The organism is Chitinophaga sancti (assembly GCF_034087045.1).
Taxonomy (GTDB): domain Bacteria; phylum Bacteroidota; class Bacteroidia; order Chitinophagales; family Chitinophagaceae; genus Chitinophaga; species Chitinophaga sancti_B.
The window spans coordinates 4,927,554-4,943,394 of the sequence record NZ_CP139247.1 but is presented as its reverse complement, the minus strand read 5'-3'; the positions used below and the strand labels follow the sequence as shown (position 1 = coordinate 4,943,394).

The 15,841-nt window shown below is 39.5% G+C and carries 14 protein-coding genes and 1 pseudogene; 9 read left to right on the top strand and 6 right to left on the bottom strand.

Annotated elements, in window-relative coordinates:
- Positions 1-94: 94 nt before the first annotated feature.
- Positions 95-214: pseudogene (locus SIO70_RS33455) on the top strand (transposase); the annotation flags it as partial.
- 113 nt (positions 215-327) lie between these two features.
- Positions 328-576, top strand: coding sequence for a transposase (locus SIO70_RS33450; RefSeq protein ID WP_414017868.1), 249 nt, complete (start codon positions 328-330; stop codon positions 574-576).
- A 168-nt stretch (positions 577-744) separates the two neighbouring features.
- Here the strand turns inward: SIO70_RS33450 and SIO70_RS20185 are convergent, their stop codons facing one another.
- The 6 genes from SIO70_RS20185 to SIO70_RS20160 all read right to left on the bottom strand — a co-directional run bounded on the left by SIO70_RS20185 (position 745) and on the right by SIO70_RS20160 (position 9,497).
- Complete coding sequence (locus tag SIO70_RS20185) at positions 745-1,872, bottom strand: TlpA disulfide reductase family protein (protein ID WP_320573738.1); 1,128 nt, start codon at positions 1,870-1,872, stop codon at positions 745-747.
- 380 nt (positions 1,873-2,252) lie between these two features.
- The gene (locus SIO70_RS20180) at positions 2,253-3,368 is read right to left on the bottom strand and encodes a PepSY-associated TM helix domain-containing protein (protein ID WP_320573737.1); all 1,116 of its coding nucleotides are present in this window, start codon (positions 3,366-3,368) and stop codon (positions 2,253-2,255) included.
- Positions 3,369-3,385: 17 nt separating this feature from the next.
- Positions 3,386-5,536 (bottom strand): TonB-dependent siderophore receptor, encoded by a 2,151-nt coding sequence (locus SIO70_RS20175; RefSeq protein WP_320573735.1) that lies wholly within the window; start codon positions 5,534-5,536, stop codon positions 3,386-3,388.
- A 117-nt stretch (positions 5,537-5,653) separates the two neighbouring features.
- A complete protein-coding gene (locus tag SIO70_RS20170; RefSeq protein ID WP_320573733.1) occupies positions 5,654-6,622 on the bottom strand; it encodes a DJ-1/PfpI family protein in 969 nt (322 codons plus the stop codon).
- Between the two features lie 29 nt (positions 6,623-6,651).
- A complete protein-coding gene (locus SIO70_RS20165) occupies positions 6,652-9,060 on the bottom strand; it encodes a TonB-dependent receptor (protein WP_320573732.1) in 2,409 nt (802 codons plus the stop codon).
- A 143-nt stretch (positions 9,061-9,203) separates the two neighbouring features.
- Complete coding sequence (locus tag SIO70_RS20160; protein WP_320573730.1) at positions 9,204-9,497, bottom strand: hypothetical protein; 294 nt, start codon at positions 9,495-9,497, stop codon at positions 9,204-9,206.
- A gap of 277 nt (positions 9,498-9,774) precedes the next feature.
- Between SIO70_RS20160 and SIO70_RS20155 the strand changes: the two genes are divergently transcribed.
- The 7 genes from SIO70_RS20155 to SIO70_RS20125 all read left to right on the top strand — a co-directional run bounded on the left by SIO70_RS20155 (position 9,775) and on the right by SIO70_RS20125 (position 15,736).
- The gene (locus tag SIO70_RS20155) at positions 9,775-10,104 is read left to right on the top strand and encodes a hypothetical protein (protein WP_320573728.1); all 330 of its coding nucleotides are present in this window, start codon (positions 9,775-9,777) and stop codon (positions 10,102-10,104) included.
- Positions 10,105-10,179: 75 nt separating this feature from the next.
- Positions 10,180-10,464, top strand: coding sequence for a hypothetical protein (locus SIO70_RS20150; protein ID WP_320573727.1), 285 nt, complete (start codon positions 10,180-10,182; stop codon positions 10,462-10,464).
- A 16-nt stretch (positions 10,465-10,480) separates the two neighbouring features.
- Complete coding sequence (locus tag SIO70_RS20145; protein ID WP_320573725.1) at positions 10,481-11,362, top strand: DJ-1/PfpI family protein; 882 nt, start codon at positions 10,481-10,483, stop codon at positions 11,360-11,362.
- A gap of 17 nt (positions 11,363-11,379) precedes the next feature.
- Positions 11,380-13,755, top strand: coding sequence for a TonB-dependent receptor (locus SIO70_RS20140; RefSeq protein WP_320573723.1), 2,376 nt, complete (start codon positions 11,380-11,382; stop codon positions 13,753-13,755).
- A 52-nt stretch (positions 13,756-13,807) separates the two neighbouring features.
- Positions 13,808-14,443: an SCO family protein gene (locus SIO70_RS20135; protein WP_320573720.1), complete on the top strand. Its 636-nt coding sequence runs from the start codon at positions 13,808-13,810 to the stop codon at positions 14,441-14,443.
- A gap of 7 nt (positions 14,444-14,450) precedes the next feature.
- Positions 14,451-14,816 carry a hypothetical protein gene (locus tag SIO70_RS20130; protein WP_320573718.1) on the top strand — a complete coding sequence of 122 codons (366 nt, stop codon included), beginning with the start codon at positions 14,451-14,453 and terminating at the stop codon, positions 14,814-14,816.
- Positions 14,817-14,866: 50 nt separating this feature from the next.
- Entirely contained in the window at positions 14,867-15,736 is an 870-nt protein-coding gene (locus SIO70_RS20125) for a helix-turn-helix domain-containing protein (protein ID WP_320573715.1), read from the top strand.
- Positions 15,737-15,841: the final 105 nt, after the last annotated feature.

Sequence of the window (15,841 nt, the reverse complement as noted above, 5' to 3'; positions counted from 1 at the left end):
TAGATTTTTTTAAGATCTTTATAGCATGTCAAAAAGCGAAAATTTAACTGATGATCAATGGTCTTTAATAAGGCATCATATTCCAGTATAACCGATACGAGAGGATGGCAAAGGTTGCCCACGTATACATAGTGACAGGGAGGTTATCAATGGGATCCTCTGGATACTTAGAACCGGAGCCTCATGGATTGATCTGCCGGGACGTTTTCCATCTTCTTCTACCTGCTTCAGGCGCTTCAGCCATTGGAGTAAGAATGGCATATTTCGAAAGATCCTCGAAACGCTGGCACAGGATCTTGAATTACAAGGAGGAATCAACTTATCAGAATGTTTCATAGATGGCACCTTTGCGGTGGCAAAAAAAGGGGCCCAGGAGTTGGAAAGACCAAGCGCGGCAAGGGTACGAAACTCATGGTTATTACTGACGCTAATGGTCTTCCGCTCGCCGTGCACACGACTTCTGCTAGCCCACATGAAGTCACCCTTGTCGAAGCTACCATCGATGAAACTCTTACCGTGGGACGACCATCATCGCATTTACTTTTATTCCCCCCCCTTCCTACGAGCTCCATCTAATCTTGGACGACCCACACCACTGAGAATATCTCCGAAAAGGCTGATGGTAGTGCTATCAATGATTTTAAGGTTACTGATGCTTAAGCCTTTCAATCGGCTGTCCCTTTGGACCAATATTAGGAAAATAGATGAATTGCAATATTGATATAAGTAAAATTACTGGTATCGTTAATTATTATGGATAGCATCTAATGTTTTCTTCAAATTCTCAAAACTGGCTGTAGGGTTATTAGCGCTTTTGTAAATAATGTCTCCGGTAGTATCGATCAGGTACATCTCAGGATAAACATTAACTTGATAAAGCTGGATAATATCTTCCTGGTTAACAATATGAATCCAGTCCATTTGTTGTTCTTTAATTAATTGGCGGACTTTCTCTGGCTTTGACTGGCTCGCCACCGATATTATTTCCAGTTGTTCTTTAGAATACTGCACTCTTATTTCTCTCAATAAAGGAATCTCTTCTATACATGGTTTGCACCAGGTGCCCCAGAAAACAAGTAATACATGCTTCCTGGCATAGATATTTTTCAATATAACCGGATTATTGTCGATGTCTTTCGTCGTGAATGATAAGGCTTTTTTCTTCTCTTCTAAAACGGCTCTATTCATTAAAAAATTTTTAATGGCAATACCTTCCTCACAATTTCTGAATTTTGCTGGAAAAGTGCTCGAAAACCGCTGTAAAAGCAATCCTGGGGATAGAACTCCAATGGAATACTTTTCAAACGAAATAAAGGAGTAATAGGAATTAGGATGGCTACAGATGTAATCCAGTCGTTTGGATTCCATCGCAATTTTTGCTGCTTTAAGTTTATTAAAGTTAAGGCTATCCCCTGAAATCAATTTTGGGGTAATTGAATCATACATTCGCAGATAATTATTTCTAGTATCTTTTATGTATTCAATCATGGCAGAACTTTCCTGGTCAAAATTCTGCGCATTCTTTAATGTATAATTATTGAAGGGAGCAGCTTCGTTGATAGGCCCTGAGATTGTCACTATAGCAGGTTTATCTGTAGTGACAATTGAAATACCTGGTTTAGCTTTTCCGGAGCCATAATCTATAAAAAGCTGTGCATATAAAGTATTATAGCTATGAGAGAAGGTTACCTGATTATTATTATAAGAGGGGGTAATTGGTAAATACGCCCTTCGGCTAAATTCATAGTAGTAGCAAGAAAAATTCTTGGCGACGGTACTATCCGGCACTACTAAAGTTAGTTTGAATTTTTTTTGCCCATAAAGTAAACATGGGCAAATAATTACGATAAGAAAAGAAATGATAAACCTCATGTGCTATTCTTTAATAGAAATTAGTAATCGATTAATAATATCAATATCCAGGGTCGCATCAAATTTTCTTGCCCATAACTTATCAGCTTGAATTAAGTTTTCAAAATCTTCCATTCTAAAGGTTTTAGGATGGCTTTGGCTTTTATTGAAAATAATGTATTCTAACACGACCTCCATATGTAGAGGGCGCCTTTATTTAAGACGCCCTCCAATCCTAAAAACATTATTTGTGGTTAACAATCAAATCAAATGATAAACTGCTAATTTGAGTGTCTTTTTAACCACCTTAAATATTAATATTTTTTGGATGCAATGAATTCCTAAATTGCCAGGTTCATTACTATCCAATTCTACACCTGGTTGAACAGGTATGTTGAAAATCAATGTATAATCTTCTTACCATTCCATCTTCGCCTCCAATACAAATAAAAACCCGTGAGTGAAAGTATGCCAGGTGTCAAACCGATAATCACATATATCCACCGTAAAAGAAGACTATCAAAATCTCCTACATGCAACCGTTTGAGCATCCAGTATAAACGGTCAGGAAAAGACTTTTCTTCAATCCGATCAATAAGTTTGAGCTGATTTGTATAATTGTCAAAATAAAGATCACTTCCTTTACCTTTATAAAGCAAATTTGTAGTAGATGAAAAAACACCACTGACTACAATATCCCTTTCTCTTTCAGCCGAAATCATTATTGAAACAGGTGTAAATCCAGCTACATTTCTTGCATTCTCCAAAATTTGATCAAGGTTTCCTTTAATCAAAAAGGTTTTAGGCTGATATGGAACTATTTCCCATTCAGCTGGTAGGAAGAGTGACTTATTCATCCAAAAACCGGTAAAAAATAAGATAAAATTGGCTACCAGGCACCATACTCCTATTATCCTATGAAGTGATGATAAAAAGGATGTTTTGTTCCCGAATTTAAACTTTGCCCGGAACGTGACCACCTTGATTATCTGTTTCCTGTAAATGACAATACCTGTAAAGAGACTAATGATAAATAATAGTGCAATAATAGCTGCCATTAGTCGTCCAGGTTTATCGATCTGGAAACAATAGTGAGCGGAGTAAAGCCATCTGAAGAAAGATGTTTTCCCGGAACGGAAATTTCCCTCCCTGATAATTTCACCGGTATAAGGGTTAATAAATACACTATATAAATAGTTATCAGTAGGTCCCTGCTGATATAGATAAAGCATAAACTCATAGCAGTCTGACGGATTTTCAGGGAATTTTCGGACCATCATCCTGCGTATATGTGGGTGTTCAAAGATGACCTTCCTATATAGCGAATCTAAGGGAATTCGTTCAGCAGCTGCAGGTACATCTATCTGATGCAGATCCTTGCACCATGATTGCTCAATCTCCTTTTGGAAAACCAACATACTACCGGAAACCCCCAGGAAAAGATAAAGCAGCCCCAGGATAAGACCTAGCCAGCTATGCAATTTAAATGATAGTTTTGTGAACTGCTTTATCTTCATACTTAATTTTGAGCTGATTAAAAGTGCATTTTTACAGATATTATGCATTGACGCAATGCTCCAGGGCTTATAAAACCCCGCCCGCCATAGTAGTACTTAGTATTTAATAAGTTATCTGCTGTAAATGCCCAGGTAAATCGGTTATGCTCATAGCTAACCGTACCGTTGAATAGCGTATACTCATCCGTATAGAATTGTCCGGCTGATTTGCTGTTAATTATCAGATCGCGTCCTACATAAAAGCCGCCCAACCCAGCTGAAAAACCACTAACTGCTCCTCTTAAAAAACGATAATTCACATACCAGTTGGCAGACCATTCCGGACCGGAGTTAACAGGTCTTAAGCCCTGCGTATTAGCATCTGCCAAAGTTAGTTTGCTATTATTATAAGCGGAACCTGCATGGATGAACAATCCAGGAAAAGGCTGTGCTGACAGATCGGCTTCCAGCCCCCGGCTATATTGTTTACCATCCTGGATATAAAGGGTATTGTCATTAGGGCTGGTACGTAAAACATTCGACACGTTAATATCATAATAACTGAATGTTGCATTCAGTTTCCGGTTGCCAGTAGAAATTTTCACGCCACCTTCCAGCTGATTACCATATTGAGGCTTAAAATTCATTACAGTACCATTTGATTGAGATGTTGGTGCAACGTTTTGAAAGCCATTCATGTAATTGATGAATACAGTAATCGTTCGTGGTATCAACTGCCAGGTTATCCCCAATTTTGGGGAGAATGCTGTCTGATTGTATTTTCCTGAAACGGCACCTGTATTCTGGTCTAATGTGCCAAGGTTATTTAAATGATCTACTCTGGCACTTAGTGTAATGGATAGCGCCTCTATTGGATTTAAAACATCGGATAAATATGCTGAATAAATGTTTTGTTCTGATTTTGTCCTGTAAGGAGTAGAACCATTCAGTAAGTTTAATAGATATTGCTCTGTCAACTTTGCACCAGTGTTACCAGGATTAGCGATGGATACTGTATCAAAATTCCTGCCCAGGCTACTATAATCCGCCAAATAGATATAATGATAATAATCTATCCCCGCCACCAAACGGTTACGCCAGTTTGCTATTCTGAAATCTCCGGTAAAATTCTGCTGGACTTGCTGACTGATCATATTTTCCGGGTTATAGTATAACATTTTCCGGGCTACTGCTGCATTGTTTTGGACCAGCGTATTGGTCTGGTAGGTGCCATTAGATGTTCCATATACACTGACCAGATTCGTTTCAGACCTCCACCTGTTTGACAGGGTGTAAATTGCCCTGGCATACAGATTAAGTCCGGTTGTTCTCCACAGCAGGCTATTATCTGTATAGGATTTTTTGTAATCCAGGTGTAAATTGCCAGCACTTTGGGTGTTTGTCAATACGCCATTCACTAAAGGATTGGCCGGAGTAAGCAATGTACTGTTGGTAGATGTACGTCTTTCAAATTCTGCTTCCAGCTCAAGTTGCAATTTCTGAGTTACTTTATAAGAAAAGCCAGGGGCCAGAAAAATATTCCTGTACAATCCATCATCCTGGAAGCTTTCTTTATAGGTATATGCACCCATCAAACGAAACAATGCATAATGGCTGGAATCCAGGAAGGTGTTTATATCGATTGTTCCTCTTTGGAAATTGTTGTTCCCTCCTGCGAGTTCAATATTGGTAAAGGTGGCATCTTCGGGTTTGTAGGAAATGCTGTTGACAATACCACCAAACACTACATTCGCACTACCAAACAAAGTGCCTGCCGGACCTTTTATAACATCTAACTGTTTTATATTGATAGTTTCACTGTTGTAAGCAAGAAATGCATTTAATCCATTTCTAAAGTTAGGTCTTGTTCTAAATCCCCTGATAGTAATGTTAGGAGCTATACCGGCCCAGCTTGGCGTTATGCCGGCTACATTATTAAGCATTGAAGATTGAGTATAGTTATTTCGGTTTGCGATCAATCTTCCATTCACTGAACTGACAACCTGTGGGTTTTCATAGTCCTTTATAGGGAGTCTTGCGGCCTGAAAACTTGAAGAATCAGTGACGTTAATGGTCTTCGTCCTGATCGTAATTGTGTCTAAGTCCTTTTTACCATATTCCTGCGCTATTGCGCTGATAGGGAACAAGGCAAGTGTCATCATTACAATTCCTGTAATTTCCTTCTTCATATTGTTTTAATAATCATTATTTTCATATCAACTGATAGCGCACCTTTTTTAACAGATTGCTGATGGAATTTTTCGCATCATCATATGCAGTGTCAGCTGCACATGATGATGAAATTGCTATTTATATAACCCGGCATATGCAGCAGGATCCTTCATAAATCCATCTTTACACCCCTTGCTACAAAATCCATATATCTTTCCATTATAATGAACTGTATCCACTACCCCAGTCGTTATTGGCATTCCACAAAACGGGTCTTTATTATTATCAAATTTAATATTCTCATATGTAGTGACCGGATGCAATACCTTTTCCATTCCCATATCATACATAGTACGCATCGCGTTTACGATGGTAGTATCTGTATTATAATCACTTCCTCCTTTATAAATGGGTTGTGGATCATACTCCAGGTCAAGCATAATTGCTTTCGTATAATTCTCTCCTCTGATCTCGTTGATTAGCGCAAGGCCCATATCCATTCCAGCAGTGATACCTGCACTGGTCCAGTACTTACCACTTCTTACATATCTTTTTTGCTGCACCTTTGCGCCGAATTCCGCTGCAAGGATCTTCTTTCCCCACCAGTGTGTTGTTGCCTCTTTACCCTTTAATACGCCTGTAGCGCCCAGTATCCATGCACCTGTGCAGACACTTGTGGTATAGACGGATGATGAGTCTATCGCCCTGATCCAGTTAAGCAGGTTAGTGTCCTTTGTCAATTCGTAGGTCTCTTTAAAACCGCCAGGAATGACAAGAATATCCAAATGCTTTACTTCATCAATGGAAGTGTCTACCTGTACTTTCATGCCTCTGCCATCTGCAACCAGGCCCTTGTGTAACCCTACAAAAAAGACATTTGTTCCCATTAACTCTCCCAATACATTATAAGGCCCCATGGCATCCAGGGTTGAATATCCATCGTATAATAAAATACCTACCGTCTTGATATCAACTTTGGGTGCAGGAAACATTTCCGCCAGTTGCTCGTCATGACCTTTCGCCTTAACATCTGTAGCTTCTTTTTTATTCTTACAGGACACAATAGTGGTAACTATTGCAAATGCCAACATAATTTTCTTCATTGTTTTTTTATTCAAAATGAAAAATAGTTTTAAAATCTTGCGCTTAAAGTCACACCATAAGTTCTTGGGCCTGACATGATCACATTTCTACCAAAACTATTATCACCGTTACCGTATAAAAGATATCGCTCATTGCTCAGGTTTTGTCCCCAAAAGAATAACCCATAGTTGTCATAGTTTAATCCAACCCTGGTGTTTAGCAAAGTATACGTAGGTTGTTTGATCGTGTTTTGCATGTCAGAATAATAAGTGCCTATATTACGTACATCCCCATGGATCACTGCTCTCATTTTTTTGGTAAGCCCAAATTCATACTGTGCTGCCAGGTAAATTGTATGGCTGGGTGTGTTGGACAAACTATTCCCTGCTATAGGTGTTTTTGTCTCTATCCCTGTAGCATAATCTACCCTGACCAAATCAAAATCTTCATATTTGGTTTTATTCAATCCTACACTGCCATCCAGCTGTAAACCATTCACCGGTATAGCAGAAATTTCCAGTTCCAGCCCCATCGACCGGGAATTACCAACATTTTCCAAAGCGTAGGTAAATGGTGCAACGATGTTACTCATCTGCATATCTTTCCATTTTATCAGGAATGCAGATGCTGCAATGCTAACTTTATTTTGTGCAAGGTTTGTCTTATACCCAATTTCAAAGTTGTCTGAATATTCAGGATCAAAAGTCTGCTTAGCATTAGTACTTGTCGTAAAACGTTGCGCGTTTATACCACCTGCACGAAACCCCCGATTGTAGCTAGCATACACATTCGAATGGCTATTCACCGCATAGCTAAGTACAAATTTTGGTGAAAATGCAGAATAAGTCCCTTTGGCAGTAGTATCTGGTACATAGTTGGTCACTTCGCCATTCATGAGGATGGCATCTCCAAAACCGTTGAAAGTAGATTGCCTGTTTTCGTAATCATAACGCAGACCAACCGTCGCCTTTAGTTTATCTGTCAGCTGATAGCTCACTTCTCCAAAGCCAGCCAGTCCGTAGTTTTTGCCATCATTCCTGGCGATAATATATGATCCATCCGGGTAACCATATGTGGCTGCATCAGCCGCAGATAACTCATACACGTTATCCCCGCCATGACTTTTTTGTGAAAATCCATATATACCTGCAGTATATTGCAACTTTGTATCGCTGTTCGAATTAATACGTACTTCTTCACTATACACCACCTGCGGAGGCAATAATTCGCCCGGCTTTTTGTCATAAAAGGAACTATAATATCCCGGGAAATAAATATCCTTATATCCCATACGGATGTTTTGGTAGGCAGAAATAGAAGTAATGGTAAATGAGCTTGCCGAATATTTAACAACAAGAGAGTTATTGAATATATTTCTTTGGTCTTGCCCAATTCTGCCAAGATTAAGTTTGTTAGGATCAGCAAATCCGACTGAATCATTAAATTGGGAAACCATATAAGTAGAATTATTACTCCAGTCTCTTTGTCCCTTTATATTCAATGTAAACATTAACCGGCTTGTAGGCAGCCATTTTAAAAACAGATTGCCATAAATATTTTTGACATCCCCTAATCTTTTTCCATTTATACTGCCATCTGTAGCCCCAGTGCCAGTGGTATCATTCACATAAAATCCATTTTTTGATTGATACAATCCTGTAAATCCAAAAAACAATTTGTCTTTTACAATAGGCGTTTTTATACCTGCACTAAAACGTTGCAATGCCAGGTTGCCTGCACCAGCTTCTACAAATCCAGTTGCATTATTTGTAGGTTTCTTTGTAATAATATTTACCACGCCTCCCATTGCATTTCTGCCAAATAAGGTTCCCTGGGGCCCTCTTAATACTTCTATACGCTCTACATCTGTTAAGGCCGCACCATTAGCCAAAATATCAAGGTTATTTACATCATCTATATAGGTAGAAACAGCAGGATTCTCACTGAAAGCCTGAATTCCTCTGATAGATTGTATCTGTTGGTAAGCCACACCTAGCTCCTGGTAAGCATAATTGGGTACTATAGCTGCCAGGTCTCCTAACCCCCACACACGGTTGTCTTCGATCTTTTTGGCTGAAAGTGAGGTGATAGAAGTGGCGACTTTGATGATATCTTCTTCCCGCTTGTTAGCCGTTACAACAGCCTCACTTAATTGCCGGTTCTGTTCCGTCAAGGTAATATGCAATTCTGTTACCTGACCAGCCACTACCTTTGCACCAATAATCTTTGTTGCAAACCCAATAGCACTAACGCTTAATTGATATGTTCCAGGTAAGATACCGGCAAACTTAAAATCACCAGCCCGATCAGATGAAGTAGACTTGCCAGCATTTAAAATTGTAATAGTAGCACCATCAATGCCATTGTTGTTGACAGCTGAAACTGTCCCTTTAATAGACTGCCCCTGTACATTCGTGAATAAAAAAATCCCTGATAAAATGTATAAAACCTCTTTCATTGTTGTTGTATTAAAGGCAAGCCAATCATGATGCTGATTCATCGTCAGCAGGATGGATGGAATGCATAAAGGATTATCCCGCTGTAATTAAAACAGGACAAGTATTGGATTAAGTTAAACGATTGAATAAATGACTGAAGACTTTAGGCAGCAATGGGAGGTTTCAACAATCTTTTATCAATTAAACGCAGATGTAGGGAAATCTTACCTGGCACAAACTGGTTAATATCTATAGGCTCAGAGGAAATTGCTGCAGGTAGCAGGGGGATATTCACATGACAAACAAACATTTCATTTTTGCCCCAGGCATCAGCAAGCGCTTCCTCCTGTTGCTGTTCATTTTGCATCTGCTTTCTTAAATAACAATGACCATTACAATGCATCATTGGTTTGTCCTTATTGATACAAAATTGTTCAACAATCGCCCTTTGATTCATGTAGAACCGTAAAAGTAAAATACTCTTACTAAAGGTTGATATAAAAATAGCAACCATTGTCAGATAGAGGATAATATATTTTAAGCAATGGTTCATGAACAGATACGCTGGCAATTGATCTGCAAAACTAATATATTTTACGAATCAAATCACATAAGGGCATATTATAAAATATTAAATGAACCCTTATATTTCCATTATAAAGGCTATTTTTGCAAAAAATCGCGTATTGGGAATATTAAAACAAATAGTAGTACTTCTATTAATGACGGTCGTAATGACCCAGTCATTAAATAAGGCACTCATTGTGTTTGACTATTATACCAATACAGCCACATTTGCTGAAAATTGCGAAAACAAGGCCCGGCCATCCATGCACTGTAACGGTAAGTGCCAGATGATGAAGAAGCTGAAACAGGAAGAAAACAAGGAAAACAAAGCGCCGGAAAAAAGAAGCGAAAACAGTAGTGAGCTTGTCGTTTCAACCTTTCCCTCCATTCAGCTAAATAACCCGGCCTTCATCATTATATCAGATAAATATTTTTTCGATAATGATATCACCATTGTTGAAATGCCCCGTTCTCACTTCCATCCTCCCTCCTGTTAGTTGATATATACTTCACTGAAATGCCATGTAATTTATTTACATGAGCTTGTCTTTTGCATCACCTAACGATAGATTATGAAAAATTTGTTCAATGCGGTTTTTACCCGCATCAGGCCCAGCTATTTATACCCGGAATTCAGACAGCTTTTCCGCCTGGCAGCCGCAGTTTCACTTTTATATTGCGTCTACAATTACGGAAAATTATTGGTCTCTGAACAAGGTAGTCTTTGGGCTGCTATTGTCATGTTAGCAGTGGTATTGGCGCTGGTAATCAGAATATATTTCAGAATCATGGTTATAAAATACTATGAGAAATATGTACATATCAAACTGTTTGAGAATGTACAGGACCACATCTAACTTTTAATAATCTATAATGAGACAACTTTTTGTATTTATCTCCCTGATCTGGGGGACAGGAGCTGTTTTTGCACAAAATATCCCCGCAGAAAAACCTGTTATAAAAGTGGCCGTATTAGCTTACGATGGAATGGAATTACAGGACTTTGCCGGACCTGCTGATGTTTTTATTAAGGCTGGGAGTGTGACCAGGGGCCAGTACCAGGTGTATACAGTCGCATTTAAACCAGGAATGGTATTTACAGATGGTCATATAGGTATACAACCCGATTATCAGATAAGCAATATGCCCAAACCAGATGTGCTGGTGATTCCAGGAGCAGGTATGAAAGTAATCGATTCTCTCCGGGAAGATAGTGCCATGTGCTCATTTATCAGGCAATACAAAGATAGCGTGGCAGTAACAATGTCTGTATGCACTGGAGCTTACCTGCTGGGAGCAGCCGGTATTCTGGATCATCATAAAGCTACTACCCATTTCTTCGTGGCAGACGATTTCGGTGAAACATTTCCTAACCTTACTTTAGTAAAAGAGGTCAGGTATGTAGATGAAGGAAATATTATTACTACTTCAGGGGTCACCTCCGGAATTGATGGTGCACTTCATCTGGTAGAACGTTATAGTGGCGATAGAATGAGCAGTATGGTGGCCAGAGGTATGCAATATTACCCACATCGCGAAGAAGCATGGCCTTTACCTGGTGCAGGTATGAAATTTCAAAGGGATGCCCATCCCATGAATATGAACAATCTTGATACTTCTGCATCAGATGTGGTTTGTAGAATGCCGATGGTGGATAAAAAAATAAATACTGAATACAAAGGTAAAACATATTACTTCTGCTCAGAAACATGTAAAAAAAACTTCTTAAAAAATCCAGGGAAGTATATAAAATAAAGACGAACGGCACAAACATGAAATACATTCAATTTTTAATTCTCTTTTTATTCACAATACCAGCACTGGGTCAATCGATCCAGGGATCAATCACCACCAATACTGGTGATCCGCTCTCCCATATTGTAATCAGTCTTGAAGGAACTTCCTACAGAGCAGTGACCGATGAAGAAGGAACTTTTATCATCAATAAAATACAAACCGGCACTTATACACTGATGGCTACGGGTGCCGGATATACTGCCACCAAACAAAATATAATCATCAGCCAGGGAAAAAATTTAGTTTTAACTCTCGAGCTAAACAGATCTACCAGACAGCTAAATGAAGTCACTATTGGTACTCACCTGGTACGCGCCAAAGATAAAGCTAGCTCTTTCAGTGCCAGACTGCCACTTCGTTACCTGGAAAATCCACAGGTGATTACCACCATTTCCAACCAGCTTATTCGTGAACAGGGCCTTACCGATCTGAACAGCATTATTACAAGGAATGCACCCGGTGTCAGCAAAGGATGGGCATCTGTATCGTCCTACTACATTAGCAGAGGCTTTAATACCAGAAATTATATCCGCAATGGCGTAGCAGGATATGTGACCGGTGATATGGATATGGCCAATGTAGAACAGTTATCTGTTATCAAAGGACCTTCAGGTGCACTCTTTGGTAGCTCTCTGGTATCATTTGGCGGTGTGCTGAACAGAATTACCAAAAAACCTTTTGACAGCACAATGGTAGAAGTCGGTTTTCAGGGAGGTAGCTATGACCTCAATAGATTTACCGCAGATATCAATACCCCGCTCAATAAAGACAAAACAGCACTGATGCGTGTGAATACAGCCTATCATTACGAAGGGAGTTTTCAGGATGCTGGCTTCCTTCGTGGTATTTTTGTAGCTCCCAGTCTGACCTATAAAGCAAGTGACAGACTTACATTCTTCCTGGATGCAGAAATATATTCCCGTGAAAGTACCTCTATGCCTCAGTTCATTCCCACAGGACCAAAACAAACCGGTTCCACACAAACCTGGGCAGCTACACCTGAAGCACTGCCATTGGAATATAAACGGTCTTACAGCAATAATGGCATTACTTTAAAAGACCCGAATATTAGTTTTTATGGCCAGATTAATTATAAGATTTCCAGCCAATGGACCTCTCAAACTAATCTGATCAGTACCCGTGCAGAGAATACCGGCAACTATCTTACTTTTAGTTTACCAAAAGGAGATAGCCTGCTAATTAGAAATGTCTCCCAATACCTGACCAGTACTTACATCATTCGCCAGGTGCAGCAAAACTTTATTGGAGATTTTAAAATCGGGCAATTGCGCAATCGCCTGGTGGCAGGACTTGAATTCTACCAGAATACATCCAACTTCTCCTCCAATGCACTCAATGGAAGAAGTGGACGCGTATCATTTGATACACTTAACCTCCACGGCAGTATGCCATCATACAATGCAATTAACGCCACAGCAATCAATACCAAACTCAATAATTACACACCCACATACTCATCCAGTTCGATTTATACCTATGCAGCCTACGCCTCAGATGTGCTCAATATTACCGACCGCCTGAATGTGATGATTAGTTTGCGTGTAGATCGATATGACAATAAGGGGACTACCAATACCGCCACTGTGGCTATTTCCGGGAATTATGAACAAACATCATTTTCCCCGAAATTTGGATTTGTATATGAAATCCTGAAAGATCATCTGTCCGTATTTGGCAACTATACCAATGGATTTCAGAACGTAGCACCAGTCACACAACCTGATGGTACCGTGTCAACGTTTAAGCCCCAGTACGCAAACCAACTGGAAGGTGGTATTAAGGCCGATCTGGCAAAAGATATTTTAAGTGCTACTGTCAGCTACTATGATATAAAGGTAAACAATACAGTAAGAACCGATCCGGCTAATCCCACTTATAGCATACAGGAAGGTTCTCAGTACAGCAAAGGTGTCGAAATCGATTTGCAGGCAAAACCGGTGAAAGGATTATTTCTCAATGCAGGCTTCGCTTACAATGATAGTAATATGACATCGGCAGACAGTACTATCAAAGGACTACGCCCTGTTAGTTCCGGTCCTGATAAAATGGTGAACTTCTATGCCAGCTATCAGCTACCAATCGGATTAGGAATCGGAGCCGGCGGTAATTATGCATCCCGCAATCTGATTATTAATAATACAATCAATGGCCAGTTTTACCTCAATAGTTACACAATCATCAATGCATCTTTGTTCTACAATCATGCACGATACAGATTTGCTATTATTGCAGATAATATTGGCAACAAGGCCTACTATACAGGTGGGTCCGGCACCTTTACTCCCGGAATGCTGCGCAGAATTTCTGCCAGTATAGCAGTGCGATTTTAAAGGATGAAAGGTATGCTGCTAAAAAAAGCAGCATACCTTTAAATTAACATGTATGAAAACGCAGATACTGACAGCGTTACTACTTATTATCACAGCAGGACTCATCTCCTGCCATACCCAACCTGGCAAACTACCCATGCTGGGAGATGCTGATTACAGAACAAATCCTGTCACAGGAATAACCGATACGATCTATCCGGTTATTACAAACTTTACACTTACTGATCAGGATAGTAACCAGGTTACCAACAATACCTTTGCAGACAAAATTTATGTTGCAGATTTTATCTTCCTGTCATGCCCTACTATCTGCCCGACTATGACAAAGGAAATGCTAAAAGTATATCACGCCTTTGATGATAACAGAAACGTCAACTTCCTCTCACATACTATCGACCCCGAATACGATACCATACCCCGCCTGAAAGCTTATAGCACATCCCTTGGTGTGCAAACTGAACGATGGCACTTTGTTACAGCCCCTGCAGATACTATTTATAAACTGGCAGCATCCTATTATGCCACTGTATACCCTGATAGCACAATACCTGGAGGCTTTACCCACAGCGGCGGTTTTTTGTTAATTGACCAAAACAGGCATATCCGGGGAGTATATGATGGCACTGATAGTACCGAAACCGGACGACTCATCCGGGATATCCATATATTGTTAAAAGAAAAAACATAAATATTATTTGAAAAGGCTTGCAGCCATATTACTTATCTTCTCTCTGTTCATTCAGACAACTGCCAATGTTTGGCTGGTAGGACTGTTTTATCTGGAACGGGACTACATCGCAGCTAATTATTGCATTAACAGGTTTGACAGGATGCCAATTTGTAAAGGTGCCTGCTTCCTTGAAAAACAACTGGAAAAAGAACAGGAAAGAGAAAAAAGAACAGTCGAACTGAAACAGGCTCCAGTCACACTTTGGGTGCATGATATTGAGATAACAGCACAATCATGCCCTGTTGCCATTATTTTAAATGAATTTCCCGATATCACTACAGCGCTGTTAAGCGGTATCAAATACCCTATTCTTCGCCCACCCATCAGTTAGTTTCAACTGAACTAACCTTTTTATTCACCAGTAAGTACTAATAATAAACTATGAGGGAGGCAATCCCGGTTTACTCATTATCTACTTTTGGCCCGGATACAAACGATTTCCGGATAGACGTACTTCCTTATCTCTTACTACACTATCCTTTTCTGGAGCACCTGCACAGGCTATCTTATTACATGCTAATTTATGTATGGGATGCTGCGGGGTGGGTGACTATTGATAATGAAAAAATCCATGCAGAAGGGCCAAAAGTAATTTTTGCAAAACCGAACAGTATCTGTTGCTTAGATTTAAATAACAGGGCAACCGGCTTTATGGTGTGCTTTACAGAGCATTTCTTTTCATTACGGTATAATAATAATGTGTTGCACAGGTTCGCATTCATGACACAACATGTATCCATTGCAACAAGGATCAGTCATGAACAGTCAGGTAAATGGGATCATCTTTTGATGCAGATACAAAACGAATTCGAAAATATATTTGAAGGAAAACATGACCTGTTAAGATCCTATTTAAATATACTCTTACACGAATTAGACAGATCAATATTTAAACTGCCTGTAAAGGAAGAAAAAAACATAAAGCACATAAAAATCATCCGGTTCGAACAACTGGTTGAGGACAACTATGCGCATCATCGTCATCCATCCTTTTATGCAGACCAGTTACACATTACAACCAATTACCTGAATAAGCTCTGCCATGAATTTTATCACACTACCAGCGGTAGTATAATCAGATCCAGAATTGTAAAAGAAGCTGGCAGACTATTGCATCACACGGCTCAGTCTGTAGCTGAAATAGCCTACGAGCTGGGCTTTGAAAGTGCATCTTATTTCATCACCTTTTATAAAAAAGAAACCGGTATCACACCGGAAAATTTCAGAAAATCAAAAACACTCAAATCATGAATAACAATAATCAAAAAGCAATAGGATATATCTATTTCATCAACCGTGTAGCGCTGTTACTCTTTATATGTCTTTTAGTTTGCTTTTTTATCAGAGCCATGATCA